The sequence below is a fragment of the Ruegeria sp. CDSB136 genome (genome assembly GCF_059610965.1).
The window spans coordinates 62,056-88,490 of record NZ_JBXWOP010000009.1 but is presented as its reverse complement, the minus strand read 5'-3'; the positions used below and the strand labels follow the sequence as shown (position 1 = coordinate 88,490).

The window sequence follows — 26,435 nt, the reverse complement described above, 5'->3', positions numbered from 1 at the left end:
AATGCAGACAACTTTTTCCGAAGAACAGTTGCAGGATCCCGCAATCCGAAGGTCCAACGACATCCTGCGGAGTTGCGTGCATTGCGGTTTTTGCACTGCGACCTGCCCGACATACCAGGTTCTTGGGGATGAGCTGGACAGCCCGCGCGGGCGTATCTACCTGATCAAGGACATGTTGGAGAACAATCGCGTTCCGGACGAAAAGACCGTCAAACACATTGACCGTTGTCTGTCCTGTCTGGCTTGCATGACCACTTGCCCGTCGGGCGTGCATTACATGCATCTGGTCGATCACGCGCGCGAGTATATCGATACGAACTACAAGCGCCCCTTCATGGATCGTGCACTGCGCTGGATGCTGGCGCAGATCCTGCCTTACCCGATGCGGTTCAGGTGGGCTTTGATCGGGGCAAAGCTGGGGCGGCCATTTCGCTTTCTGATGCCTGATGCGCGTTTGCGTGCAATGCTGGATATGGCACCAAAACACATCCCGCCAGTTAGCCGAAACGATGATCCGCAGTGCTTTGAGTCCAAGGGCGAACGCAAAAAGCGCGTGGCGTTGATGACAGGTTGCGCACAAAAGGCGCTGAACACCGATATCAATGACGCCACAATCCGCCTGTTGACCAGATTGGGGTGCGAGGTCGTGGTCGCCGATGGCGCCGGTTGCTGTGGAGCGTTGACCCATCACATGGGCAAGACGCGCGAAAGTCACGCTTCTGCCGCGACCAACATCCGGGCCTGGACGCGCGAGATGGACAGCAAGGGGTTGGATGCCATCGTCATCAATACATCGGGCTGCGGGACCACCGTGAAGGATTACGGTCACATGTTCCGCAACGACGCGCTGGCTGCGGATGCGGAACGTATATCTGCAATTGCCATGGATGTGAGCGAGCTTCTGATGCAGCTGGATCTTCCGGAAAGTGATGACCGGGGCATGAGTGTGGCGTATCACGCGGCCTGTTCGCTGCAGCACGGGCAAAAGATCAAAACCTACCCCAAGGATTTGCTGAAGCGCGCAGGTTTCACCGTGTCCGAGCCGGCTGACAGTCATCTGTGCTGTGGCAGCGCCGGAACCTATAACCTGTTGCAGCCTGAAATTTCGGCCCAGCTCAGGCAACGCAAAGTGCGGACACTGGAAGCGAAAAAGCCCGATGTGATCGCCGCCGGAAATATTGGGTGCATGATGCAGATCGGGTCGGGAACAGGTACGCCCGTCGTGCACACGGTCGAGTTACTGGACTGGGCGACTGGCGGCCCAATGCCCAGGGCCTTGCAACAAAGCCGAACAGCCGACGGCGGTGACGTACCCATTCTGAAGTAATCGCGGTTGATGCAACGCTGCCTCAATTGCGATGGAAAAACCCCGACTGGGCCTGCGCCCTATTTTCGCCGCACCGTTTGCGTAACAAACTGTCTTTAGCAATACCGGAGACATGCGTGCGAAACTGGATCAGGGCCATAGCGTTTGCTGTGTTGCCAATGGCAGCCATGGCGCAGGACACGGGGCTGAAAAGCCTTGAGACTTCGGATTCCGGGCGCGAGTGGATGGCCGTCGGGCGGTTGGATATCGCCGGTACCGGTTTTTGCACCGGGACACTGATTGCACCCGGACTGGTTCTGACTGCAGCACATTGCCTTTTCGACAAATCGACGCGCCGTCGGATTGACCCCGCGTTGATCGAGTTTCTCGCTGGTTGGCGCCTGGGCCGCGCATCGGCGTACCGCGCTGCCCGGCAGGTCGTAATCCACCCAGAATACCGTTTTGACGGCGGAACCCCGTCAGAACGTGTCCGGCATGATATCGCGCTGATCGAGTTGTGGCAGCCGGTCCGGAACACAACGGTCATTCCTTTCGAAACTGGTGAACGCCCTGTGCAGGGCGAAGAAGTGGGTGTTGTGTCCTACGCACAGGACAGGGCCGAGGCGCCATCACTGCAGGAGGTTTGTTCTGTCGTGACCGGGCAGGGGGGTGTTCTGGTGATGTCCTGCGACGTGGATTTTGGCGCTTCAGGCGCGCCGGTGTTTTCCTTTGCTGGTAATCGTCCCCGCATTGTCTCGGTCGTTGCGGCCAAGGCGATGATGGGCGGCAAGAGCGTCGCGATCGGTACGGCGGTTGAGGATGCGCTGCAATTGCTGCGTGCAGAACTGTCGGCGGGGCGCGGATACGGCTCTAAAACCGGTGATTCAGGCAAAAACATCGGGGCAAGGTTCGTAAGGCCATGATCAGGTTTCTGCTGTTCTTCCTGTTTTGCCAGTCCGTTCTGATCGGTGCAGCATCCGCCCAGACATCAAGCAAACGCACGCTGGTGGACCGCGATGATCTGTATGGATGGGAAGCGGTCGGACGATTGGATGTGGGGTCGCGGTCGTTTTGTACCGGAACGCTGATTGCGCAGGACCTGGTGCTGACGGCAGCGCATTGCGCCCTGGACAAGAAAACCGGCAAACCTTACCGGTCTGGCGAGGTGGTTTTCCGCGCCGGGCTGAGCAACGGCAAGGCGTTGGCCGAACGCAACGTGGTGCAGATCGCCGCCCATCCCGCCTATGGCGCGAATGAACCGCTTTCGCCTGAAGCGGTTCGCGCCGACGTCGCGCTCATGCGTCTGGAAAAGCCAATCCCTTACACGATTGCCGATCCCTTCGCCTTGCATGGCGGGCAAATTCTCAACAAGGAAATCACCATTGCCTCATACGGGTTGGGCCGGTCCGAGGCGATTACGCGCGAACGATCATGCCGAATTCTGGAACGACGTCTGGGTCTGATTACCTTTGATTGCGATATTACCTTTGGGTCATCCGGTTCGGCCATACTGGCGAAAAATGGCCCGCGCTGGCAGATCCTGTCCGTGGTGTCCGCCGTCGGAGTCTATGACGGAAAAAGGGTCGGATTTGGTATGGAACTGGCCGGCGTCGTGTCCGAACTCAAGGCGATCATGCGGCGGGATGCGCCGCAACCCAAGGCCTTGATCCGCCGGTTGCAGGTGGGATCGGGCAAGTCCAGCTCTGGTGCGAAATTCATCGGTGCTGGCGGGTCTTGAACTCGGCGAAATCGCTACCCATGTGAATTGTGCCGGATCGCCACAACGGGGTTCGGGAAACATCACCGCCCGTCCGAACGGAGGGCAACAAATCGTGAATCGCTCAAACATGAGGATACGACACATGCGTACATTTGATTTTGCACCGCTGCACCGCGCCACCATCGGTTTCGACCAGATCGCCGACATGATGGACCGCGTTCTGACCAACGACGTGGCTCAGCCCAGCTACCCGCCCTATAACATCGAAAAAACCGATGCCGACACCTATCGGATTTCCGTCGCTGTCGCCGGTTTTTCGGAAGATGACCTGTCGGTCGAAGTGAAGGAAAACGCGCTGATCGTCGCCGGTAAGAAAGTCGCCGAAGACAAACAGCGCAGCTACCTGCACCGCGGCATCGCCACGCGCGCGTTCGAGCGCCGCTTTGCGCTGGCCGACCATGTCCGTGTCACCGGCGCCAGCCATGAAAACGGCATGCTGAACATCGACCTGAAACGCGAAGTGCCCGAGGCCCTGAAACCGCGCCGGATCGAGATTTCTTCGGCGAAAGCCATCGAGAAGGATGTGGTTGACGCCAAGGCCGTGAACTAACGCGCTTTAAGATCCTGCGACGGTCTCCTCCTCCCGGACCGTCGCAACACCCGCCCCGCGTTCCTCCAGACGCGGGGCGTTGTTTTTTTGTGGGGTCAGTGAGTGGCCGTAATGCGGACAAAGCTTCCGTTCGCATCGGTGGCTCCAAGGTCCGCTCCGCTCACGCAAGTCAGCTTCATGCAACATCGACCGGAAGTTGATGTGCCTCTCCCCATTGCCTCGGCGATTGCCCATACGTGCGCTTGAACTCGCGACTGAACTGGGACGGGCTGACATAGCCAACGTCCATCGCGGCTTCGTTCACAGGCATCCCGCCCGCGATCTTCATGGCGGCGTTGTTGAGCCGCATCGACTTAACGAACTGGATTGGGGCCATCGTCGTAACCTGCTTGAATTTGCGATGGAAGACGGCCCGGCTCATACCCGCTCGGCTTGCCATATCGTCAATCGAGATCGGCGCATCCAAGTGTGACGACACGTGCGCAATGGAACGTGCGATGGCGTTGCCAGCACCGAATGCCTGCCGTGCGAATGTGCCAGCTTCTCCCTTCAGGATCGAATAGAGCACCTCACGCAATCGCGCCTCGCCGAGAACCGCTGTATCCGTCTCGCTGTCTCCGAGCCGCAGTAGCCGCAGCAGCGCATCAGTAAAACCATCGTCCCATCGCGCGAGCCTAATTCCGGGCTCCCGCAGTTCTTCTTTGACCGAAGGCAGAACGCCCCCGGCATTTTCCATCTCCATCGCCAGCTCGGCCATAACACGTTGTTCCAGTGAGATCATAACCCCGTAGAGAGGATTGTCATGCGAGGCCAATGGCGTACCGGCCTTGACCGGCATCGACATCGGACAGCAGAGATATTGACTGCTGTCGTATTCGTATCTTCGGCCATCCAGAACGGCTTCCTTCACCCCACTCACGATGGCCACGATGCAGGGCTCGTAAACGGCTGGAACACAGGGGATTGAAAGCGTGGCGCGAAACAGCCGTACACCCTTGATGCCCGTCTCAGTCAGGCCGTCCGTTTCGGTTCGGTCTGCAATGATTTGCTTGATCTGATCCTTGCTCATAAGAGGGATGTAATGGCTCCAGATCGATACTGGCAACTATTTTGATGCAATTGGGCAAGTATTTGCGATAATTTTGCCTGTTTCCGCGTTCTTATGAGAGCTATCTGCATTTCCATGCTTCAACAAAGTTCGCTCGGCCCATGCGCCAACGCGGATAGGAGATAAAAAATGCCAGATACCACATTTGGACCCAAAGGCTGGATGCCTGAGCGCCTCGGCGACCTCTCCGGCAAGACCTACCTCATCACGGGTGCCAACGCCGGTGCCGGGTTCCAGGCCGCGCGGACGCTCCTAAAAAAGAACGCCAAGGTCGTGATGTTGAACCGTTCGGCTGAGAAGTCTCAGGCAGCTGTTGCGGACCTGAAGAGTGAGTTCGGCAGTGAAGCAGAAGTGATCTTCATACGAATGGACCTGGCTTCGCTCGCAAGCGTGCGTGAAGCTGCAGACGAGGTTCTAAATTCCGTTCCCCGGATTGATGCGCTCATCTGCAATGCTGCCATCGCGCAGGTGCCAACCCGCAAGCTGACAGAAGATGGGTTCGAGAGCCAGCTTGGCACCAACCATTACGGTCACTTCCTACTCTGTGGTCTTCTGTTCGAGCGGATCGAAGCCTCGAAGGGTCGGATCGTTGTAGTTGCCAGTCTTGGCTACAACATGGGATTGAAGACGATCAAATTCGACGACATGAACTGGGAAGAGAGTTACGGGCCTAATACCGCATACTCACAAAGCAAGCTCGCGCAAATGATGTTCGCCTATGAACTACAGGACAGGCTTGCAGCCGTAGGGCGAACCAAGGTCGAGGTCTATGTCTGCCATCCCGGCTCGTCGGCAACGTCACTGATCAGTACAAGTGGCAGCCGGACGATGAGGTTCATCTGGTGGCTTATGACCATGACGCCGATGGTTCAAACGGCCGAGCAAGGGTCGTATCCCGAAGTCATGTGCGCCACCGAAGAGAATTTGACCGAACAACGCGCGCTCTACGGACCAACAGGCCGCTTTGAAGCCGTTGGCCCGGTCGGCAAGGGTACATTGAACCCACATGCGTATGACAAACCGGTAATGACAAGGCTTTGGGAGGTGACTGAACAAGAAACAAGCTTCAAGTGGGAGATTTGATCCAACGGGCCCCGTGCGGCTGGTGATGCTTCACCCACCATCGGACATTCGTGCTCCGTGCAGCATTTAGTAGAATGGGCTCAAGGCTGACATTAAAAGAAAAGCCCCGCGCAAATTTCGCACGAAGCACATCTTACTCAGTGTTTGAAAGTTGGATCCTCGACCACCAACCCGATCGACCAGAACACCGTGTCGCCCGCGGGCAGGATGGCCTGTCCTTCGATCTTTTCCAGAAGCTTACCGTCGGTCGAGGCCAGGAAGGGCAGCAGGTCGCGTTGGAAATCAGTAACGCCTATTGAAAGAAGGTGACGCTTTGGGTGCGCTTTTGTGGCAAGCGCACCCAAACACCGGACCGGGCCTTATCAAACCGACAGGCAGACGTATTTCATCTCCAGATAGTCTTCCATACCGTGGTGGCTGCCTTCGCGGCCCAGGCCTGACTGTTTGACTCCGCCGAACGGGCCAAGCTCGGTCGAGATGATGCCGGTGTTCACGCCGACGATGCCATACTCCAGTGCCTCGGCCACTTTGTAGACGCGGCTCAGGTCATTGGCGTAGAAGTAGGAGGCCAGACCAAAGATCGTGTCGTTGGCCATGGCGATCACATCGTCCTCGTCCTCGAACTTGAACAGCGGCGCGAGCGGCCCGAATGTCTCGTCCTGCGCGACCATCATGTCCTGCGTCACACCGGTCACGATTGTCGGCTGGAAGAAGGTGCCACCCAGGTCATGCGGCAGACCGCCGGTCAGAACTGCACCGCCCTTGTCGGTGACATCCTTGATGTGTTCCTCAACCTTGGCGACAGCTTCGGCGTTGATCAGCGGACCGGTGGTGGTGCCGGAGGTCAAACCGTCGCCGACTTTCAACGCTTCGACCGCTGCTTTCAGCTTGGCTGCGAAGGCGTCGTAGACACCCGCCTGCACGTAAATCCGGTTGGCGCAGACACAGGTCTGGCCGTTATTGCGGAACTTGCACAGCATGGCACCTTCGACGGCTGCATCCAGATCGGCGTCGTCGAACACGATGAAAGGCGCGTTGCCGCCCAACTCCATCGAGCACTTCATGACCTGATCGGCGGCTTGGCGCAGCAGGATGCGTCCCACCTCGGTCGAGCCGGTAAAGGTCAGCTTGCGCACACCCGGGTTTTCGCAGAACTCCTTGCCGATCTCGCTGGCACGCGAGGACGGCACGACGTTGAACACACCCGCCGGGATGCCGGCCTTTTCGGCCAGAAGGCCAAGAACCAGCGCGGATAGCGGTGTTTCGGCTGCAGGGCGGGCGACAAACGCGCAGCCAGCGGCCAGCGCGGGTCCTGCCTTGCGGGTAATCATCGCGTTGGGGAAGTTCCAAGGCGTGATCGAGGCTGCAACGCCGATCGGCTGTTTCAGAACCATGATCCGCTTGTCGCGCTGATGGCCGGGGATCGTCTCGCCGTAAACGCGCTTGGCCTCTTCGCCGAAGAACTCGATGAAGGATGCACCATAGGCGATCTCGCCAACGGCCTCGGCCAGTGGCTTGCCTTGCTCGGCGGTCAGGATTTTGCCCAGATCCTCGGCGTTTTCCATCATCAGGTCGTACCAGCGGCGCAGGATCACGGCGCGCTCCTTGCCGGTCAGCTTGGCCCACTCCTTCTGCGCGGCCTCCGCCTGTGCAATCGCACCAGCGACCTGAGCGCGGCTGAGATCCGCAACTTCGGCAACCACATCGCCGCGCGCGGGGTTGGTCACTGCAAAGGTGCCATTGTCACCGTCCACCCACTGGCCGCCAATATAAGCTTTGGTCACCAGCAGATCGGGGTTTTTCAGGATTGATTTAAGGTCGGTTGTTGCGTCCAGCATGAGTCAGTCTCCGGCAGGAAAAGATTTGCGCGCACCCAACCATGTGCCGCGGGTTTTGTCCATGGCCACTCCGGCGGATGGATCAATCCAGAATATGGACAACAGAACGTCAGCGTCGGCTGATAATACAGCTTTGGATTGTATCGTCGCGCCTATCTTTTTCTGATTGATTTTGCCAAAGTTCTGGTGATTTCGAGACCCATGGGGATGTAAATCGTCATAACATTCACTATCTCATTGGGTAGATAAGAAAAAACAAGGATAGGACAGATGTCGAACCAACAGTTCGAGGCATTGATTCAGGAAACTCAGACCAAAGTGCGTGAAAGTCAGTCACAGATCGAAGGGCTGACCTCGCGGATTGAGGCCGCGCGCGCCAAGATCGGCACTGCCGAGGCGGATATCGACATCGAGAACGCGACGCTTGAGGACGTGCATGCCCATACTGAGGTGATGAATGCGAATATCGCCGAGCTGATCATGGGTCTGGACGACGTGACCAACGCCTTTTCCAAGGATTTCGACGAGATGCGCTCGAAAACCGGGTGGGAGAGCTTTGTCGGCATCTTTGCCAAGGCCAAATCCGAGTCGATGCGGCAGGAGCGGATGCGCACCGCCAATATCGACGACAAGCTGCAGGACCTGATCGCCAAATCCGACGTGATCGTGAAGCTGCTGGAAGGGCAACTGGCCGTACTGGAAGCACAGCGCGTGAAGGTCGAAGAGAACCTGACCGTCACACTGGATGATCGCGAGGCCACTGTTGCCGAGCTGGAGGCTCTGCGCGCTGAAATTCAGAATATGGACCCGACGATTATCACGCTGGAGAACAAGATCAGCGTCGAACAGGACGCCGCCGCGCGCACCCAATTGGAAACCGAACTGGCCGAGCTGAACAAGCAATACAATGCCAAGGTTCAGGAGGAGCAGGTCAAGCTGGCTAAGTCGCAAACGCTGGAGCGCTATATCGAAAAGGGCAAGACCTGGGTCGATTCCCTACAGAACCAGGCGGCGACGCAGATGGTGCTGATCAACAAGCTGCAGACAGACACGCAACAACGCGTGGTGCTGTATGACGCCCTGACCAAATCGCTGAAAACCGCGCAGCAGCAGGACGTGGCCCACCGCATCAATGAGATCGGCGTGCAAACGGACCAAGAGGCGCAAACCGCCATGGCCGCCATCGGCACCGCGACCAACCAGAAAATGGCCGACATGCTTGAGGCGCATGAAGACCACATGGTCTTTGCCCGCGACGTGCTGGAGAAAAAAGCCAAGGCGGATGAACGCTTTGCCCGCCGGTTTGCCTCGATTGTCGAGAAGCATGATAAGAACTTGTATGGGGGGTGAGGGCGTGCGTTATTCTGCGCGAGAAATCTCTCTAGCCGTATTGGCACTTCTAACGGTGGCCCTCACGATTGCATTTGGCGTCGCGCTGATTGCAAACATCCCAACCCTAAGTGTGGTCGCGATTTGGACCATGCTACCCGGTCAGCTTCTGATCACTTACTTTGTGAAACCCCCACCAAACGCTGCAGAGGATTGGGAGGATCAGTTTACGTTTGGAAAAGCAATTCTCTCAATAGCTCTCTGGCGAAAATACAGAAAGGAGTGGGCGCTGCCTTTCGCAGGTATGTTTCTTGGAATTCCACTGTTTTTGCATTGGGGATTACCGGTGAGCGGCGTCATTGGGCTCTACCTCTTCATTTTTGTAGCTCAACTTGAAGACTGCAGGACAAAAATTTGTCACTCACGTATGCCCAATGTCTAACCCCACCCAAGACCATGTCGGACTGACCGACACATTCGCCTCGCGCCGCTATTTTCGCAAATTCGAGGTAATAACCGTTCACCTCCTGCGCGTGGCCGCGACGATGGAAGCGGAGGGCGCGATCTCGAAGCAAGAGGTGCGGATCGTGTCGCGCTACCTCTCGGGGCTGCTTTACACCTTCCGCGCGCTCAGCATGAAATACCTGCTTGTCGGCCGCGATACAGGGCGGTTCTTTGGCAGCCTTGCGATGGACAAGCGCGACAGCGGGTTCCCGGTGGCGGCCGAACTGCTGACTATGGCCAATGACGCGCAACAGGCGCAGGTGCATCTGGCGAATATGCCCTCGGAAGATGACCTGAAGACCGACATGGTTCGGACAATCATCGGCGACCGGGAAATCCCTACCAAACTGCAATTCGCGCTGTCCCAAAGGCTCTATTATGAGGAATTGCCAAAGGGTCAGCTTTTCTGGGCTCGCAACGATCCCGAATGCCACTGGATCGGGAATGAAGGCGGGCGGCGCAAATTTCTGATCCACTGGGCGGTCTATGACAGCCAGATCAACCTGCCGGTCATCTACTTGATGCAGTTGGAGGACAGTGGCAAAACCGCCCTGCCCAAGGACCAACGCCGCTGGCCCGAGGTGCAGGCGCATCTGATTGCGCAGTCCTTAGGCGGGTTGAAACTGGTGACCATTGCCAAGGGATTTGATCAGGACTTTGACGACTTGCATCCCAAACACCTGCGCCGCATCCATGTGGGGCCGATGTATTCCTCGGCCTATACCGAGCAATCCGGCCCCCTGCGGCAGGTGCTGGAGGATGCGCGGGCGCCCGAAGGTCAGGACTGGGCACTGGCCTGGACCACCGAAGAACTGCAAAGCGAAGAGGTTATCGAGGAGCGCGCCGGTTGGTTCTCAACCGTTGAGCGCGAGGTCTTTGCGCTGGACCCGTTCGGCGGTCAGGGGGCCGAGACCGGGGCGACGCACACACAGCGCTCGATCATCCTGCCCCAACGCCCGTTTCAGGTGCTGGCCGAGCGCAACCCACCGGGTTTCGCCGATGTACGCAAGTTCGTGGTCAGCAAGGCGGGGCAGGTGTTGAGGTATTGAGATTTTCGCCTTCGGCGAGAGTACTTTTGAAGAGATGAAGTAAGGGCGGCTTTTGAGATGAGTTTGACGTCAGATCAGATGGAATTGCGTGAGGCGGATATTCGCAAGCATTATCCGGCGGCAACCGCTTTGCTGAACGGTTTCGAACACGCGCCTCGGATTGTAAAGGCGGTGGAGGCGGCAGTTGAGCGGTCTCCGGGTGTATCGACAGGGCGACGGTTTCGGTCGACGACACCGGGGTTGGTGACGCGGCGCACGGTGCGCGCCGATGGGGTGCATCTGGTTGAGCGGATCGAAGCCTCGGATGAGGGCGATGCGCTGGTGTCACCACCGCAGGCCACCACCCAGCAGGCCATCCGGCGCGCCATCGCAATCGCTCTGGCCGTCGCTGAGGCTTACGCGGAACAGACGCCGCTGGCCGATCTAAAGCGTGCGAATTTGGCCGGGGATTTGCCCGCTGCACGCAAGACCGAGTTCTCGGAACTGCTGACGGCGGAGGCTCTGATCACGTCGCACGTATTCGGCAATGCTTTGGCTTACCTCATGTCATCGCATCTGGGTGAGACCACGGTTGATATCGGCGAGATTGAGGAAGTTCTGACTGACAACGGCCAACTCGCTCTGCATGGCGCGTTGTGGGAACTGGACCAGACCTTTGCCAAACACGCTCCCGATGATGCGTATTTGATCGCCGCAACCAGCGCCTATGCCGAGCAACTGATGGAGAAGGCCGCCCTGCGCGCGCAATCGGCTGGCCATCTGGCCCCGTTCCAGAACGCTGCCTGGCATATCGAGTCTGACGACCTGACGATCCGGGGGTTTGAGCCAGCCTCCAAAGCCAAATCCACCACCCTGACCATGACGTTCAAGAAACCGAACGAAGTGGTGGGCAACCATATCGCCAAGTATCAGGCGATGAAGCTGGCCAAGATGGTGATGGCCTATGACTTCGACCGCCGCCTGAACCCGTTCGCGGAACTCGGCGGGTTCATCTTCACCTTCATGGGCGACGGCAAACCGGGCACCGGCAAGACCACTCTGATTCAGATGATGGCCGGGCTGATCAACGACTATTGCCAGAACGCGGGCTATCCGTTCCGCTATCAGAACCTGAGCACCGACAATATCGACAGCTATCAGGGCAAATCCGGCCAGAACGCCAAGGCGTTTATCAACACGATCATCGACCCCTCGGTCATCGGCTTTGGTACCATCGACGACATCGACCAGCTGGCGGGCAAACGCGGCGACCGGCAGTCGTCAGCCGGTCAACTGGAAATCACTGCCGTGCTGATGGAGAGCTTTGCGGGTGCCAACACCGTCGTGCGCGGCAACTGCACTTTTGGCATGTTTTCGAACTACCTCGAGAATGTGGACGACGCCCTGCGCCAGCGGGCGGGGGCGCGGTTCCTGGTGGACGGGCCGCAGACGCGCGAGGATTACATCGACATCCTGCACCTGCTGATGGGCCGCAACCACGACATCCCGCTGGGCGAGCACGACGCCTATGCCGCGCAGGAAATCAAGAAGGCCGTTGCCGCCAGCTTCGAAAGCCACGCCCGCCCGCATGAGGACGCGCTGCTACAGGTCTATGACCGGGTCTCTGCTCAGATCGGCCAGATGGACACCATCGCCAAGCTGGGCACCTACCTCAAGGCGATCCAGCAGGCGGATGAGCGCTTTACCGGTCGTGCGATCAAGAACATCACCGACGCGGTCAAGGTCCGCGCGATGGATTTCGAACTGCCTGACGAATGGATGGAGAACCCCGACCTGTTCCTGTTTCGCGATTACGACACCAAAAGGGCGATGATCGAGGACCTGCGCCAGCCGATTACGGTGGACATGGTGATCCAAGAGATCAACCGCTACGCCGACAGCGAATTCCGCTATGCCGACAAGAGCGACGAGGTCGCCATTGAGAACGCGGTGCGTGAGATGGGCAGGATGGAAGAGGCCAAGCGGCGGTATCTGGAGGGGAAGGGGTGACGCCAGGTCTTGCCGAGATAGTTTCAGCGATTGCCAATACCGTCACAGCTTTGGCGGCGATTTCTGCAGCGATAGCCGCTTGGATTGGGCTGAATACTTGGAAAAAACAAACTAAGTGGCAGCATGACTACGAACTCGCTATCGAATTGTATGGTCGATTTCGCGAAAGACGTGAAATCTACAATTATTTTAGATCACCTCATTCAGTTTTGCCCGAGATCCAGAACGCGGAACGCAAAAAACAGATCGACAACGTACGCGCGAACGGAAAACGAACAGAAGCTCTCATTCTGTATTGGCAGGTGTTGAAAGAAACAGAAAACAAACAAGCTCGACTGTTCGATGAGGCCGAGTTGCGTTGGGGCGTGGACCTAAGACAGTTAAGTGAACCAATTATTGAATTGGAACACGAGCTGATTTGCTCTCTAGATGATCTTCGCGAGGTAGAAATCGGTAGTTTCCGCCCAACAGAAGAAGTAAAAAAAGAACTCGATCAAGTATTGAAAAGTCGGAGAGATTCAGAGAATCGAAAAGAGCGCTACAACAGTTGTTTCAGGCAGCTAGAGGCGGTTCTGAAGCCAAAGATTGTTCAGGTAGGATAGAGGAGGGCACCAAACAATGATCCGCCTCATCGAACAAGGCCTGATGTTCGGCAACCTCGTCCACATCTCCAGCCCGGCCTTAGTCGAGCGGTATAACCGCGCGTTGCAGCATCTGGCGGGCAAAACCACAGAGCTGACGGATTTTCATGTCGATATCTCGGGCTATTCGCCGGAGGTGGGGATTGAGCTGGAGGATGAGCTCTACCTCAACCCCAACGGGGTCAACCGGCAGTTCATTCTGTTGACGACCGAGCAGAAACGCGCGCCGTTGCTGAACGTCAAATTCTCGACCTCGCGCGATATCCTGCGCGAATTCATCGAGATGAACGAGGCGCAGCTTTTCGCCCTGACTGCCACCGATGCGGTGGCCGGAGAGCTGGTGAACTCGGTCATCAAACTCACAACGCCGCGCGATCTGCTGAACCTGCGCAAGATCGAGATTGAGGCCGACACCGCGGGCGGCACTCTGCGCAAGGCACAGCAACTGGCGGGGATGGTCGAACGGTTCAAAACCGAAGAGGATGCCTGGTTCGATGATGTTCTGATCGCGAAGATGATCGAGACAGCCAAGGAGACGGGGGACGTCACGCGCAATCCCGTCCGCCTGCGCCACACCGCATTCGAGCAGCGCAACTTCTGGACGGCGCATTTCGGCGGGCTGTATCTGTTCCCGGATCTGGATCACCCGGCGGCGATTTGTATGGGGGACAGGCCGGATGGCCTGCCGATCAAGTACATCTTTGGTCCGTCGCAGCGGAACCAAATTGCAAAATTTCTCGACTACAACGATCTGGTCGAACCCATCGTCAAGGCGCGCGGCGTGGATGCCGCCGCGATCTTGCAGCAGAAGATGGATTTCCTGACCATCGATGCTGCTGCGGATGCCGATGTCGATCTGACCGGGCTGGACCGCAGGGACATGCGCCGTCTGGCGCGCAACCATTCGGACCGTCTGCCCGAGGCTTATCACGGTCTGGCGCAGTTGCTGCGCTGGGCGACGGACGGGGGGCCCTGGCCGCGTGTAGCTTCGGATCATCCGGCCTATTTCTATACTTTGCGCGCCGCCGATACGCCGCACCGCGATCTGGTGAATATGCTGCTGGCCGAACTGGCCCCGCTGGATCCGCGCCAGATGTTCATTTGCCACAAAGAGCTGTTCTACCGCACTTATGCGACATGGCCGGAAACAAAAAAAGCCTATGTTGCCGAGTTCCTTGCGCGAGAGTATCAGGTGGACAAGGCAGGCGCCCGGGCCGCGCTGTTCGGGCATGAGCCGGACATGAGTGGCAGTGATCGGGTCAGCGATGATATCATCGCGCGCGTTGGTCCCTGGGGCGCAGTAGGGAGAAGTTAAATGTTGGTCGCACTCCGCTTTCTGATCCCGTTGCTGATCGTTCTGACCGTCTTGTATGTGGGCGTATCAATCTATTCCCGCCGGGTGCGACGCGGTAAACTGATCGCGCATTGGGAGAAAAAGGGCATGACAGGCGACAGGGACGCCTTTGTCCAGCGCGGGCTGATAAAGTACGACGGATCGTTTCGCCGCAAACTTATCCTTGGGATCTATGTCGTGCCGCTGGGCCTGATCGCGATCCTGATTTATGTTTCGAATTTCATGTGAGGGTTTGACCAATGCGTTATGTCAAATGGGCCATCATCATCCTGTTCTGGGGCACGATCGCGGCGGTGTCGAACTACACCCTGCCGCAGCATGACGTGGTTCGAATCTCGGACACCTATGAAAAACGGATCGACCCCGGTGAGAACAGCATCTTCTGGTCGGTTCATGATGTCGGCAGCGACCCGACCACACCGAACCGTGATGTGTTCTTCATCCAGACCCGCAAGACCAACGGCAAGGTCATGGTCTATCGGAACGAGGATACAGGCTGGGGCTGGCCGCCCTATTTCAAGCTGAACTCCTCGAACCTGCAGGCAGAAGCGGCAGACCTGAAATCAAAAACCGAGGCGCCGCGTTGGGTGGTGGTACGTCACTACGGCTGGCGCAGTGAATTCCTTTCGATCTTTCCGAACGCCGTTAAGATATGGCAGGTCGACAGCCCGGATGTGCGGATCATTCCATGGTTCAACATCATCTTCCTGACTGTTTTCTTCGCCCTTGTTTGGGCCATCTGGGTGCGCTGGCACAGGTTCCGAGAAGCCCGCATCGACCCAATGATGGAGAATGTGGAAGACGGCCTGTATGCCGCAGGCGACGCGATCGAGGAACGCAGCAGCAGGTTTCGCAGGTGGCTGAACAGTTGGAAGTCAAAGTAGGGGCCGAATATGACTGGGCCGGCCTTGGTGTCACCGAACAATGAATTCAGCATGCAGCGCACCGGCGGCTTTGATCGTCTTCAATATGTCAATCATGTCCCTTGGAGAAACGCCCAAAGCGTTCAAACCGGCCACCACTTCTGACAAGGTTGTCGCTTCGGGTATTTCTGCCAGCCCGGTGCCTTCTTCTTCGTCAATACCTGCGACGGTTCTGGGAACGACCACCGTTTCGCCACGCGCGAACGGGTTGGGCTGGATTGCGATCGGAGCCTCTTCGACGGTGAGGGTCAGATTGCCTTGGGATACCGCCACCCTCGAGATACGCACCTCTTGACCCATCACGATGGTGCCCGAGCGTTGATCAACCACGACACGAGCCTTGGTTTCCGGCTCTACCAGGATGTTTTCGATGCGTCGAAGTGCATGTGCAGCTGATCGTGCGCCGGTGGCGGGAATGCTTAACTCCACCGTGCCGGAATCTCTCATGATGGCCACTGCCTTTCGGAATTCTGAATTGACTGCAGTTTCGATTCGTTCACCCGTTGTGAAATCCGGTTCTCGTAGGGCCAGGCGGATTTGACTGAGCGACGACAGTTCAAATTCGATTTCACGCTCAACCTTGGCGCCGGACGGAATGACGCCAGAAGTCGGAACTCCGCGCACAACGGATGCGGCCTCGCCCTCTGCCGCCCCGCCCAGAAGCTGGGATAGCGATGTCGCCTGAGCGGCAATTGATCCTGCTGTCTGAAGGGCAAGCACGAAAAGCCTCAAGCTTAAGCCAAGTGCCAGACCCGTCAGGATTTCGGTGCCGATCAGCCGCACTACGGGGAACAGTCCAGACATCGCCCCGGACGGGTCAATTGCGGAAGAAACCACGAGCGTAAATGCCACTGCTATCGCCAGTTTTACGCGGGCCGGAATGCTGCGCTCTCCGAAGGCAGGCAGAAGGGAAACCAAAGCGGAAACCCGCAGGAAAACGGCGAACAAGTGCTCAAGCTCGCTACTGATAAACGGCAGCAAGTCGGGGGGCAGGCCGATCACGCGGGCACCGTACCGACAAGTGCCGGCCTGGCTTCCAAGCCGATTTCTTCAAATGACAGAACCGGGTTCGAGATGCCGCGTGCGTGCAGGATCGTGCGCAGCAACCTGCGTCGACGGGTCGAAGTCACAACGGCCGCAAACACGCCCCGATCCGCGGTTTGCGCAGCGCTTTGCACGACACCGTCTGCAAGCTTGTTGAACAGGTTGGGCGGAAGCGCGACGTCGAGACCTGCGTTTTGGGCGTCGATTTGGTAAGTGGCGAACGTGTCCTCCCACTCCGGTGCCAGTTGGATCAGTGGGATCGACCCATCTTCGCGCTTCATGTCGGCGACCAGCTGGAACCCGAGACGTTGGCGCACCAGTTCGCAAATCCCTTCGGGCAGAGTTGTGGTCAGCCGGGCCTCGGCCACGGTTTCCAGGATCAGGGCCATGTTTCGGATGGACACCCGTTCGTCCAGCAGCAGCCGCAGAACGGAATGTAATGTATCGATCGGGACCTTGTCCGGGATCAGTTCGTCCAGCAACTTGCGGTTGGCCTCGGCCCGGCCCGGATCGCTCAGCCGAGTCATTTCGGACAAAAGACGCCGCAGCGACTTGAGTGTCAGCAGTCGGGAGAAGTTCTGCTTGATGATTTCAAGCAGATGGGTCGCCAGGATTTCGGGGGGCGAGACGATCGTTGCGCCGCTCAGGGCCGCAGCCTCCCGATCTTTGGGCAGTATCCAACGGGCAGGTGCGCCGTAGACAGGTTCGGTCACATCATTTCCGTCCGGCAGAATGTCCGGCCCTTCCTGAATCAGCGCCAATACAAGGTCGGGGTTCAGAACACCGCGCGCCTGTTCGACGCCCTGAACTTTGATAACGTAAGTGCCGGTTGGAAGATCGGCGCGATCGGTCAACCGAATTTCGGGCAGGATCAGACCAAAGCCAGAGGCGACATATGTCCGCATATTGGCGATCCGCGCGTCCAGACCGGTGCCTGGGTTTAGAACCATGCTGACCAGATCCGGCGCGAATTCCAGATGAACGTCGTCCAGGTCCAGGATGTCTCCGATGGCCTGCGGGGTCGGGGCATCGGTCTCGGGTGCCGGTGAGTGCGCTTTTGTCAGCTCGGATTTTTGTTTGCTGTAAACGCTGTAGGCTGAGTATCCCAAAACACCTGCGCCTAGAATGAAGGGCAGAAACGGCAGGCCTGGCACCAACGCAAACAGGGCCATCAGCAGCGAGACTGTGCCCAATGCAGCCGGGTGCCGCCCCAACTGCGAGAAGATGGCGCTGTCGGTTGCCCCCTGCGTGCCGCCCCGCGCCAGCAGCAGCGCGGACGCGATTGAGATAATGACCGCAGGGATTTGTGAGACCAGCCCATGACCAACCGTCAGGATCGAATAGGTTTCGAAGGCGGATGCAACCGGCATACCATGCACGATCACGCCCATGACCAGACCCATGACAAGGTTCAGCAAGGTGATCAGCAACCCGGCAACGGCGTCGCCCTTGACGAATTTGGACGCACCGTCCAGCGAGCCGAAGAAAGTCGTTTCCTGCTGTTCTGTTTCGCGCCGTTCCTTGGCTTGCTGATGGTCGATGGCCCCTGCGGACATGTCGCTGTCAATTGCAAGTTGTTTGCCCGGCATCCCATCCAGCGCAAACCTGGCTCCGACCTCGGCCATGCGGGCGGCGCCCTTGGTGATCACCATGAAATTCACGATCAGCAGAACGCCAAACACGACGAGACCCAGAAAGATGCTTCCGCCCATGGCGAATTGGGCAAACCCCTCGATCACATCACCTGCGGCGTTGGTGCCCTAATGACCCTGACCGATGATCAGCTTGGTGGACGAAACATTCAGCGACAATCGTAGCATCAGGGATGACAGCAGGATCGTTGGAAAAGATGAGAAATCCAGCGGGCGTTCGATAAACAGAGTCAAGGTGAAGATCAGAATAGCCAGCGCAAACGACGCTGCCAGCCCCACATCCAGAACCCAGGCGGGCATTGGCAGGATCATCATCACGATGACCGTCATCAAGGCCAGCGCCAGCAGGACGGTCGGCGAAAACACAGAGCGGGCATCAAACCTGAACACGATCACCCCCTTAGTTGAAGACGATAAAGGCGGTGGCACTATCCGCTACCGGAACCAGCGACCCCAGCATTACCCGTTTTGGCGCTTCAGATCGCGACGGAAGCAATGGTTCAGAGGACTGTGTAATAGGATCGCGGGCAACTGCCGCATACTTTCTCGGCTCGTTCTCGTTGAGACGCGCCAATTCGGTCTGAAAACGCTCGGAATAGGTCTGGGCCAAAGCGGGAGTGCGAGAGTGATAAGCACCGGCCGCTGCGGGCCAGGATGCCAACTCTGCAAACAGGTCTTTTAGGAAACCGGCGGCATACCTGGCGTTCTGATCCGGGTCGAACATTTCGTCAATCGACCGGAATGCCTGCCCGTGCCAGCGATAGTTGATCTGGAAGCAGCCAATGTCGAAACTGCGTGCGCCCGCTTTGAAGATTTGGAAAACATGGGATTTTGCCTCGACCTCGCTGTCAAACCAAAGACCTTGCCCCTCGACATTGATCGCCCACGGCCAAGGGCGCAGGGTGCCGGCGACATTAAGACCGGATTCCACGCGCGCGCGCGGCCCGTAGAACATCCAGAGGAACCCCTTCCGACAAAGCGGCTTGCCTCATGGCCTGATCACACAGATCGGCGGTTCTTGCGTCAGGTCGTGCATGCAGCGAACGCCCGGCAAAAAGCAAAATCAGAAGGAAAAGGAGTATTCGATGGGGCATTCTGCCGGTCCGGGATCTTGATCAGTCCGGGGCAGGCTAGCCGCGCATCGGTTTACATAGGGTTATCGCAGCATCAGTTCCGGTCGATCCGGCGGCCAAACACAACGCTTGTGTTGGTTCGCATGACGCCCGGGATCTTGGCGAGTTCGTCGACGAGGATGTCCAAATCTTCGATATGCGGTGCTTCGGCACTCAGCAGCAGGTCGAATTCTCCGTTGATGGACAGGCACAGTTTGACCTCGGGATAGGCTTCAAGACGTTTGATGATGCGGGCCGTTTCTTTTTGCTGCACTTCCAGCAGAACGATGACCTGAACACGCGGCGTGTCTTGCGGGCTATGCAAAACCACAGAGTACCCTGCAATTACACCGCGATCTTCCATGCGGCTGATACGCTCGTGAACGGTGGTGCGCGCCACGCCCAGCTTTGCTGCGATCCGGGTTGTTGATTCACGCGCGTTCTGCTGAAGTGCGGCAACGATATTTCGATCAAGTTTGTCCATGGTGGCCAAGGTTTAGAGCATTAGCATACAGATGCTCAAGTTCCTGCTGACCTCATTTGTGTCGCGGCAAAATCCCGTCCCGGCCGGGCCTGGTCACAATGACGCCCGCTGGATGGCGTTGAGTTTGCGGACCAAACCTCCTATCTCGTGGTTTGAGACCGAACAAAGGAAAAATCCGTGGCGAACCACTTGTACAAAAACGACCTGCCGGATGGGCTGGATCTGGGCCCGGTCGTGGCGATCGACTGTGAAACCATGGGTTTGAATCCGCATCGGGACAGGTTGTGCGTTATCCAGATGTCGGGTGGCGATGGGCACAGCCATATCGTTCAAGTCGAAAATGGGCAGACATCAGCGCCGAACCTGTGTGCCATGCTGGAAAATCCCGATGTGCTGAAGCTGTTTCATTTCGGGCGATTTGACATCGCGGTCATGTACCACACATTTGGTGCGCTGGCGGCGCCGGTCTATTGTACCAAGATCGCCAGCCGACTGGTACGCACCTATACAGACCGGCACGGGCTGAAGAACCTGTGCCAGGAACTGATCGGCGTCGACATCTCGAAACAGCAGCAAATGAGCGACTGGGGTGCGGAATCCCTGACCGAGGCCCAGCTGGACTATGCCGCCTCGGACGTTTTGTACCTGCACCAGTTGCGCGATGCGCTGAATGGGCGCCTGGCACGCGAGGGCCGGACCGAGATGGCGCAGGCCTGTTTTGATTTCCTGCCGATGCGTGCCAAGCTGGACCTCGCCGGTTGGCCTGAAACGGATATTTTTGCGCACTCATGACTGACAACGAATCCTTTCTGAAAACCGCGCGGCAGGTCATCACTGACGAAGCCCGTGCGCTTGACGTTCTGGCGGACGGCCTGGATGAAAATTTTGCCACTGCCGTCCAGATGATCCTGCAGGCAACCGGTCGGATCATTGTCAGCGGGATCGGCAAATCGGGCCATATCGGCCACAAGATCGCGGCGACGCTGGCGAGTACCGGGACACCCGCCTATTTCGTGCACCCGGCCGAGGCAAGCCACGGCGATCTGGGCATGGTGTCGAAGGGCGATGTGGTTCTGGCGATTTCGAACTCGGGCGAGGCACCGGAACTGGCCAATCTTCTGGCCTTTACCCGGCGGTTCGGCATCCCTCTGATCGGTCTGTCCAGCAAGCCCGAAAGCACGTTGATGAAACAGGCGGACGTGCATCTGCTGATCCCGTCGATGGGTGAGGCCTGCGGCTTTGGCATGGTGCCTTCGATTTCGACGACGCTGACGCTTGCAATGGGGGATGCGCTGGCGATTGCCTTGATGAAGTACCGCGATTTCCGGCCTGAAAACTTCCGTGACTTCCACCCCGGCGGCAAACTCGGCGCGCAGCTCAGCAAGGTTCGCGATCTGATGCATACCGACACGCCGATCGTTTCCTCGGGCACGCCGATGAGCGAGGCGTTGCTGGTCATGAGCCAGAAGGGTTTTGGCGTTGTCGGCGTTAGTGATGCCGAGGGGCGGTTGCTGGGCATCGTGACCGATGGCGACCTGCGGCGGCATATGCAGGGTCTGCTTGACCTGACCGTCGATCAGGTGATGACCGAGAACCCGCGTACCATCGGACCGGGTGAACTGGCCGAGAGCGCCGTGGCTCTGATGACGATGCAGACGCCCAAGATTACCTGTTTGTTTGTGGTCGATCCGGCCTCGGGCGGGCGGGCTGAAGGCATTTTGCACATTCACGATTGCCTGCGCGTCGGGTTGGGCTGAAAGGTGGAAACTGTGGACCGCTATTCCCGCATGGTACAGTTCTTGAAGGTGCTGTTGCCACTGGTGGCTATCCTGATGCTGTCCACGGTGTTCCTTCTGTCCCGCAGCATCGAGACAGACGTGTCGGTTCCATTCCCGCAAACGGAAATCAACGATCGCCTTGCCGACCAGGTTATTACCCAGCCCGACTACCGGGGCACAACCCGCAAGGGCGAAGACGTACACATCAAGGCCATACAGGCGGCAAAAGGGGCCGAAGGATCTGTCCCGACCGCGGCCGAGTTTCGGGGGCGTCTGGGGCTGTTGAATGGCGGTGTCATAACATTGGATTCAAATTCGGGCATGATCCGACCAGACAAAAAGACGGCAACTTTTGTCGGCGACGTAGTCATAACCACCACGGACGGCATCCAGGTCACCACGGATTTGCTGAACACCTCGTTGGATGAAATCCGCGGGGATACACCGGGTCAGGTTAACGGAACCGGACCGATCGGTGATTTCTCGGCCGGGCGCATGACATTTGGGACTGAAAAAAAGGACGGACCGGTCCATATTGTTTTTACAGATGGCGTAAAGCTGGTGTATGAGCCGGCAAAAGCAGAAAGATGAAGTGTGTTTGATTTTCGAATTGCCCTTGTTTGCATCGCTCTGGTGACGAGTGCCGTTTCCGCGACCGCGCAGGAAACGCAGGTGGCGTTTGGGTCGACCAAGGCGGACCCCAGTTTGCCGGTCGAAGTGACGTCGGAAACACTCAACGTCAATCAGGAAAACGGGTCGGCCGAGTTTCTGGGAAATGTCATCGTGATTCAGGGCGAAATGCGTCTGACTGCAGAACGAGTTCTGGTCATCTACAACAACGAGCGTTCGGCGATCGAGCGGCTAGAGGCCACGGAAGACGTGGTTCTGGTAAGCCCTCCCGACGCGGCGCAGGGGGATTGGGCCGAATATACGATTGATTCCGGTGTGATCCTGATGAAGGGCAATGTTCTTCTGACACAGGGGCCAAGCGTCATCAGCGGCGATCAGATGAATGCCAACCTGACCACAGGTACCGCAACCATGACCGGTCGGGTGAAAACGATCCTGCAACAGGGCAACAACTGATGGCACGACCCAACTTATCCGTTGCCGACGGCACCTCGGGTCTCAGAATCGAGAAACTGCGAAAGTCCTATCGCAAGAAGACCGTGATCCGGGATGTTTCGATGACACTGGGCCGGTCCGAAGTTGTGGCTTTGCTTGGTCCCAACGGGTCGGGCAAGACGACGACGTTCTATTCTGTCGCCGGGCTGGTTTTCCCCGAGGCGGGCACGGTCACGCTGGACGGGCACAATGTCACGACTTTGCCGATGTACCGGCGCGCCCGGATGGGGATCGGTTATCTGCCTCAGGAGATGTCGATTTTTCGCGGCATGAGCGTCGAGGACAATATCGCCGCTGTGCTGGACATAACCGTCAGCCACGCCCATCGCCGCAAGGAACGTTTGGAAGAACTTTTGTCCGATTTCTCGATCGAGCATTTGCGGCGGGCCCCGGCCCTGGCTTTGTCAGGGGGGGAAAGACGCCGGGTGGAAATCGCCCGCTGCCTGGCTGCCGATCCCAAGTATTTGCTTTTGGATGAACCGTTTGCGGGTGTGGACCCTATCAGTGTTGGGGATATCCGGCATTTGGTTGCCGACCTGAAAAAGCGCGGAATTGGTGTTTTGATCACGGATCACAACGTCCGCGAAACGCTGGAAATTGTGGACAGGGCCTACATCCTGCATGACGGAAAGATGCTGATGTCCGGCACGCCGGACGAAGTTGTTGAAAACGAGAATGTGCGCCGCGTGTATCTGGGTGAAAACTTCAGGATTTCATAGGCTTGCGCTGATCTGCACTTGCTGCATGTCGGAAATTACACAAATACGCTTTTGTTTTGATTGACTCTTCCGCCGCCTCTTGGCTCAATTGGCTCATGGCAGTTTTGCGGTTCCAGTCTGGATCACGATATTCCTTCTCCGAAGGGCGCGATGGCAGACAACCACAAAACATGTCGCTACCCCCCACCCGATAAAAACAAGCTCGCCGCGTAACGTGGCGTCAGAATGGGTGTGAATTGTGAAGGAGATCACATGCGTTACCAAATCAGCGGAAAACAGATCGACATCGGCGCGGCGCTGCAGACCCACGTGCAGACCGAGCTGGGCGAGGTTGTGGGTAAGTATGCCCAGCGCCCGACGGACGCCGCCGTCGTCTTTTCCCGTTCAGCGCATGAATATGTATGCGAGACCACGGTGCATCTGTCGACGGGCCTGACCGCCCAGGCCAAGGCCCACGCAATCGAGATATATGCGGCATTCGAGGCTTGCTGCGACAAAATGGAGACACAACTGCGCAGATACAAGCGCCGCCTGAAAGACCACCATAAGGATCGATCCGAGCCGGTTGAACTCTTCGGCGCGTCCTCATATATCCTCGCCTCTAATGAATCGGAGACGGCTGACGAACCCGAATCGCTGCAGCCCATGATTGTGGCTGAGATGGAAACAAAGATACCATCTCTCAGCGTTGGCGAAGCTGTTATGCAAATGGAACTTGCAGGCGCCCCGGTGCTGGTGTTCCGTAATGAAAACAAGGACGGATTGAATGTCGTGTATCGCCGGGATGACGGCAATATCGGGTGGATCGATCCGTAACAGGCAAGATTGAAAGACGGGCCCCGGTTTTGGCCGGGGCAACGTCATGGAGCGTGATCATGGAGCTGTCGAGCATACTGAAGCCCGAAGCCGTACGTGTATTGTCATCTGCTTCCAGCAAGAAGCGGTTGTTTCAGGAAATCAGCGATGTCGCTGCCGCCACCCTTGGGCTGGACGCGCAGGAAGTTGTGGACAGCCTGCTGGAGCGTGAAAGCCTCGGCCCGACCGGGGTTGGCCATGGCGTGGCGCTGCCACATGCGAGATTGCCGCAGCTTCAGGCCGTTTCGGGCGTATTCGTCATGCTGGAAAAGCCTATTGATTTCGGTTCGGTCGACCGTCAGCCAGTCGACATTGCCTTTTCGTTGTTTGCGCCGGAAGAAGCGGGTGTCGATCATCTCAAGGCTTTGGCGCTTGTGTCGCGGACCTTGCGTGACACATCTGTCTGCGCAAAGTTGCGGGCAAATCCTGACCCCGTCAAACTTTATGCCATTCTGACTGAAGCGCAGTCGATGCAGGCTGCGTAACCTGGCTCTATTGAAAAAGCCCCCGCTATCCGGAGGCTTTGTTGCGGCCCGAGGCGATCAGCCGCCTGTGCCCATTTCCAGTGTCCACCAGATTTTGCCGCCTTTTTCCTGATGCCAGGCAAAGCCCATCTGGCTTGCCTTCGGATCCATGATGACGGCGCGCGGGCCGGGCTCCTGCATCCATGCGGCCAGGGTTTCGGTCTCGGTCTCGTAGGTTTCCGATATCGCTTCGCCCAGGAAGGTCCCGAAGTAGCCTGCGCGCGCGGCGCGATCGATGGGCGAGGATCCGTCCGATCCGAAATGCCAGGGGCGGTTCTGACGGGCCATGTCTTTGGAATGGGTGGCTGCGGCCGCATTCAGTTGGGCATTCAGTTGAACCGGTTGCAGGCCCGAGGCCTGACGGAGTGCATTCACCGAATCCAACATGCGGAATTGTAGTTTATCGGTGCTGCCGCGAATCTTGTAGACTGTCGGCAACGGCCGCCCGTCGGCCCCCAAGGCTGTGGTTGAGGTGTCCGTGCATGCCGCCAGTGCGACAAGGCAAATAACTAGCAGAGAAAGGATACGCGTCATGGTCGACCTGATAATTGTGTTATCAACGGGCATAGCGTGACTGAACGCGCTGGGCAAACGTACAATGGCCACAACCCGCGTGATTCTGCCGGTTTGATTTGCGACTGAAGCATTCTGGCAATAAAATGATCCGAAATTTCCAAGTCACCTAAGCAAAGGACCCTTTGTCATGGTCAAAAAACGTATTCAGCCCTCGACCCGCCGCGGATTTCTGGCAGGTGCGACGGCCGTGCTGGCCACGCCGGCAATCGCCCAGTACATTCCCGGAGACCCATTGCGTCCTGCTCCGGAAGCAGAACCGGCGGTTCGCCGCAATGTTTCGGGCTTCCGGGCGTTGGACTGGCAGCCCTATTTTTCCAATACCAGAAACGGTGCCATTTTGGTCGATACCGTCTCGCGGGCGCTGCATTATTGGTCAGATGATCAATCTGTATACAAACTCTACCCATCTTCGGTTCCATTGACCGAAGAACTGACCCGCCGCGGACGGACGAGCGTGATCCGGAAGGTCGAAGGCCCAAGCTGGTCGCCGACGCCGTCGATGAAGAAGCGAAATCCGGAATGGCCCGACTATATCCCGCCTGGTCCGGATAACCCTTTGGGAACACATGCTTTGTACCTGAGCTGGAAATATTATCGCATTCACGGCACCCATGACACGCGCAAAATCGGGCGCCGGTCTTCAAACGGCTGTATCGGCCTGTTCAACGAGGACATTGCCGAGCTGTTTTCTATGGCGAAGGTTGGCACGCAAGTGTTGCTAATTTGACGACATTTTCATGCACGAACCCGCTTGGCGATCAAGTTGCAATTGCAATCCCTGCGCATTGCTGATTAGAAAAAAACACGAGGTAAGTCTTAGATGTGTGACTCCACTAATCGGAATCACGCAAATTCTGGAGGTTAATATGAAAAAACTCGTTCTCGCCGCTGCTCTGACCGCTGCTGCTTCGACTGCCTATGCTGGCAACCTGGAAGAGCCGGTTGTAGAGGCACCTGTCGTTGTCGAAGAAACCCAAGGTTCGTCGCAGGGTATCATCCTGCCGCTGATCCTGCTGGTTGTTGTTGCCGCAGCTGTTGCAGCAAGCTAATTCGACAAGCTGATCAAAGAAAAGGCGGTGGATTTATCCATCGCCTTTTTTTGTGTCCGGTCC

The 26,435-nt window shown here is 57.6% G+C and carries 29 protein-coding genes and 1 pseudogene; 22 read left to right on the top strand and 8 right to left on the bottom strand.

The window, feature by feature from the left end; translation table 11 throughout:
* Position 1: 1 nt before the first annotated feature.
* The 4 genes from glcF to AC2FIR_RS11415 all read left to right on the top strand — a co-directional run bounded on the left by glcF (position 2) and on the right by AC2FIR_RS11415 (position 3,636).
* Complete coding sequence (glcF, locus tag AC2FIR_RS11430) at positions 2 to 1,327, top strand: glycolate oxidase subunit GlcF (RefSeq protein ID WP_170615566.1); 1,326 nt, start codon at positions 2 to 4, stop codon at positions 1,325 to 1,327.
* Positions 1,328 to 1,443: 116 nt separating this feature from the next.
* Entirely contained in the window at positions 1,444 to 2,229 is a 786-nt protein-coding gene (locus tag AC2FIR_RS11425) for a trypsin-like serine peptidase (RefSeq protein ID WP_321250447.1), read from the top strand.
* Positions 2,226 to 3,044 (top strand): trypsin-like serine peptidase, encoded by an 819-nt coding sequence (locus AC2FIR_RS11420; protein WP_496762372.1) that lies wholly within the window; start codon positions 2,226 to 2,228, stop codon positions 3,042 to 3,044. Before AC2FIR_RS11425 ends, AC2FIR_RS11420 begins: the two co-directional genes overlap by 4 nt.
* A gap of 124 nt (positions 3,045 to 3,168) precedes the next feature.
* The gene (locus AC2FIR_RS11415) at positions 3,169 to 3,636 is read left to right on the top strand and encodes an Hsp20 family protein (RefSeq protein ID WP_480490818.1); all 468 of its coding nucleotides are present in this window, start codon (positions 3,169 to 3,171) and stop codon (positions 3,634 to 3,636) included.
* Between the two features lie 175 nt (positions 3,637 to 3,811).
* Here the strand turns inward: AC2FIR_RS11415 and AC2FIR_RS11410 are convergent, their stop codons facing one another.
* Positions 3,812 to 4,705 carry an AraC family transcriptional regulator gene (locus tag AC2FIR_RS11410; protein WP_480914937.1) on the bottom strand — a complete coding sequence of 298 codons (894 nt, stop codon included), beginning with the start codon at positions 4,703 to 4,705 and terminating at the stop codon, positions 3,812 to 3,814.
* Positions 4,706 to 4,873: 168 nt separating this feature from the next.
* Between AC2FIR_RS11410 and AC2FIR_RS11405 the strand changes: the two genes are divergently transcribed.
* A complete protein-coding gene (locus AC2FIR_RS11405) occupies positions 4,874 to 5,827 on the top strand; it encodes an SDR family oxidoreductase (protein WP_170615559.1) in 954 nt (317 codons plus the stop codon).
* Between the two features lie 137 nt (positions 5,828 to 5,964).
* Here AC2FIR_RS11405 and AC2FIR_RS11400 read toward each other — a convergent pair whose 3' ends face one another.
* Positions 5,965 to 6,171, bottom strand: coding sequence for a hypothetical protein (locus tag AC2FIR_RS11400; protein ID WP_496746759.1), 207 nt, complete (start codon positions 6,169 to 6,171; stop codon positions 5,965 to 5,967).
* An 18-nt stretch (positions 6,172 to 6,189) separates the two neighbouring features.
* On the bottom strand, positions 6,190 to 7,665 hold the full coding sequence (locus AC2FIR_RS11395) for an NAD-dependent succinate-semialdehyde dehydrogenase (protein ID WP_480914940.1): 1,476 nt from the start codon (positions 7,663 to 7,665) through the stop codon (positions 6,190 to 6,192).
* Positions 7,666 to 7,935: 270 nt separating this feature from the next.
* Between AC2FIR_RS11395 and AC2FIR_RS11390 the strand changes: the two genes are divergently transcribed.
* From AC2FIR_RS11390 to AC2FIR_RS11355, 8 genes are read left to right on the top strand one after another with little or no spacing between them, the layout of a single operon-like run.
* On the top strand, positions 7,936 to 9,015 hold the full coding sequence (locus AC2FIR_RS11390; protein ID WP_496746758.1) for a hypothetical protein: 1,080 nt from the start codon (positions 7,936 to 7,938) through the stop codon (positions 9,013 to 9,015).
* A 4-nt stretch (positions 9,016 to 9,019) separates the two neighbouring features.
* On the top strand, positions 9,020 to 9,436 hold the full coding sequence (locus AC2FIR_RS11385) for a hypothetical protein (RefSeq protein WP_496746757.1): 417 nt from the start codon (positions 9,020 to 9,022) through the stop codon (positions 9,434 to 9,436).
* Positions 9,429 to 10,547 carry a hypothetical protein gene (locus AC2FIR_RS11380; RefSeq protein WP_496746756.1) on the top strand — a complete coding sequence of 373 codons (1,119 nt, stop codon included), beginning with the start codon at positions 9,429 to 9,431 and terminating at the stop codon, positions 10,545 to 10,547. The genes AC2FIR_RS11385 and AC2FIR_RS11380 overlap by 8 nt, the downstream gene beginning before the upstream one ends.
* A gap of 57 nt (positions 10,548 to 10,604) precedes the next feature.
* Positions 10,605 to 12,536: an AAA family ATPase gene (locus tag AC2FIR_RS11375; RefSeq protein WP_496746755.1), complete on the top strand. Its 1,932-nt coding sequence runs from the start codon at positions 10,605 to 10,607 to the stop codon at positions 12,534 to 12,536.
* Positions 12,533 to 13,138, top strand: coding sequence for a hypothetical protein (locus AC2FIR_RS11370; RefSeq protein ID WP_480914947.1), 606 nt, complete (start codon positions 12,533 to 12,535; stop codon positions 13,136 to 13,138). Before AC2FIR_RS11375 ends, AC2FIR_RS11370 begins: the two co-directional genes overlap by 4 nt.
* 16 nt (positions 13,139 to 13,154) lie before the next feature.
* On the top strand, positions 13,155 to 14,492 hold the full coding sequence (locus tag AC2FIR_RS11365; protein WP_496746754.1) for a DUF6638 family protein: 1,338 nt from the start codon (positions 13,155 to 13,157) through the stop codon (positions 14,490 to 14,492).
* Positions 14,493 to 14,759 carry a hypothetical protein gene (locus AC2FIR_RS11360; protein WP_496746753.1) on the top strand — a complete coding sequence of 89 codons (267 nt, stop codon included), beginning with the start codon at positions 14,493 to 14,495 and terminating at the stop codon, positions 14,757 to 14,759.
* 11 nt (positions 14,760 to 14,770) lie between these two features.
* Entirely contained in the window at positions 14,771 to 15,415 is a 645-nt protein-coding gene (locus AC2FIR_RS11355; RefSeq protein ID WP_496762369.1) for a DUF1523 family protein, read from the top strand.
* Between the two features lie 30 nt (positions 15,416 to 15,445).
* On the opposite strand, the gene AC2FIR_RS11350 is transcribed toward AC2FIR_RS11355, so the two are convergent.
* The 4 genes and pseudogenes from AC2FIR_RS11350 to AC2FIR_RS11335 form a co-directional block, all read right to left on the bottom strand.
* A complete protein-coding gene (locus tag AC2FIR_RS11350) occupies positions 15,446 to 16,456 on the bottom strand; it encodes a flagellar basal body P-ring protein FlgI (protein WP_480441697.1) in 1,011 nt (336 codons plus the stop codon).
* Positions 16,453 to 18,480, bottom strand: a pseudogene (gene flhA, locus AC2FIR_RS11345) (flagellar biosynthesis protein FlhA). Before flhA ends, AC2FIR_RS11350 begins: the two are co-directional and overlap by 4 nt.
* A 70-nt stretch (positions 18,481 to 18,550) precedes the next feature.
* Entirely contained in the window at positions 18,551 to 19,105 is a 555-nt protein-coding gene (locus tag AC2FIR_RS11340; protein WP_496746752.1) for a transglycosylase SLT domain-containing protein, read from the bottom strand.
* Between the two features lie 212 nt (positions 19,106 to 19,317).
* Complete coding sequence (locus AC2FIR_RS11335; protein ID WP_170615533.1) at positions 19,318 to 19,746, bottom strand: Lrp/AsnC family transcriptional regulator; 429 nt, start codon at positions 19,744 to 19,746, stop codon at positions 19,318 to 19,320.
* Positions 19,747 to 19,923: 177 nt separating this feature from the next.
* Between AC2FIR_RS11335 and AC2FIR_RS11330 the strand changes: the two genes are divergently transcribed.
* The 7 genes from AC2FIR_RS11330 to AC2FIR_RS11300 all read left to right on the top strand — a co-directional run bounded on the left by AC2FIR_RS11330 (position 19,924) and on the right by AC2FIR_RS11300 (position 24,708).
* Positions 19,924 to 20,538 (top strand): ribonuclease D, encoded by a 615-nt coding sequence (locus AC2FIR_RS11330; RefSeq protein WP_496746751.1) that lies wholly within the window; start codon positions 19,924 to 19,926, stop codon positions 20,536 to 20,538.
* Complete coding sequence (locus AC2FIR_RS11325) at positions 20,535 to 21,503, top strand: KpsF/GutQ family sugar-phosphate isomerase (RefSeq protein ID WP_170615529.1); 969 nt, start codon at positions 20,535 to 20,537, stop codon at positions 21,501 to 21,503. Before AC2FIR_RS11330 ends, AC2FIR_RS11325 begins: the two co-directional genes overlap by 4 nt.
* A gap of 12 nt (positions 21,504 to 21,515) precedes the next feature.
* Positions 21,516 to 22,115: an LPS export ABC transporter periplasmic protein LptC gene (gene lptC / locus AC2FIR_RS11320; protein WP_480914954.1), complete on the top strand. Its 600-nt coding sequence runs from the start codon at positions 21,516 to 21,518 to the stop codon at positions 22,113 to 22,115.
* A gap of 3 nt (positions 22,116 to 22,118) precedes the next feature.
* Positions 22,119 to 22,610 (top strand): LptA/OstA family protein, encoded by a 492-nt coding sequence (locus AC2FIR_RS11315; protein ID WP_170681930.1) that lies wholly within the window; start codon positions 22,119 to 22,121, stop codon positions 22,608 to 22,610.
* Complete coding sequence (lptB, locus tag AC2FIR_RS11310) at positions 22,610 to 23,368, top strand: LPS export ABC transporter ATP-binding protein (RefSeq protein ID WP_170615523.1); 759 nt, start codon at positions 22,610 to 22,612, stop codon at positions 23,366 to 23,368. The genes AC2FIR_RS11315 and lptB overlap by 1 nt, the downstream gene beginning before the upstream one ends.
* A 252-nt stretch (positions 23,369 to 23,620) precedes the next feature.
* On the top strand, positions 23,621 to 24,184 hold the full coding sequence (gene hpf / locus AC2FIR_RS11305; protein WP_170615521.1) for a ribosome hibernation-promoting factor, HPF/YfiA family: 564 nt from the start codon (positions 23,621 to 23,623) through the stop codon (positions 24,182 to 24,184).
* A 59-nt stretch (positions 24,185 to 24,243) separates the two neighbouring features.
* On the top strand, positions 24,244 to 24,708 hold the full coding sequence (locus AC2FIR_RS11300; protein WP_170615519.1) for a PTS sugar transporter subunit IIA: 465 nt from the start codon (positions 24,244 to 24,246) through the stop codon (positions 24,706 to 24,708).
* Positions 24,709 to 24,765: 57 nt separating this feature from the next.
* Here the strand turns inward: AC2FIR_RS11300 and dalA are convergent, their stop codons facing one another.
* Complete coding sequence (gene dalA, locus AC2FIR_RS11295; RefSeq protein ID WP_170615517.1) at positions 24,766 to 25,281, bottom strand: divisome-associated lipoprotein DalA; 516 nt, start codon at positions 25,279 to 25,281, stop codon at positions 24,766 to 24,768.
* A gap of 169 nt (positions 25,282 to 25,450) precedes the next feature.
* On the opposite strand from dalA, the gene AC2FIR_RS11290 reads away from it, so the two are divergent.
* Both AC2FIR_RS11290 and AC2FIR_RS11285 read left to right on the top strand, forming a co-directional pair.
* Positions 25,451 to 26,050: a L,D-transpeptidase gene (locus tag AC2FIR_RS11290; RefSeq protein WP_321250490.1), complete on the top strand. Its 600-nt coding sequence runs from the start codon at positions 25,451 to 25,453 to the stop codon at positions 26,048 to 26,050.
* Positions 26,051 to 26,189: 139 nt separating this feature from the next.
* Complete coding sequence (locus tag AC2FIR_RS11285; RefSeq protein ID WP_010442520.1) at positions 26,190 to 26,372, top strand: hypothetical protein; 183 nt, start codon at positions 26,190 to 26,192, stop codon at positions 26,370 to 26,372.
* Positions 26,373 to 26,435 lie beyond the last annotated feature (63 nt).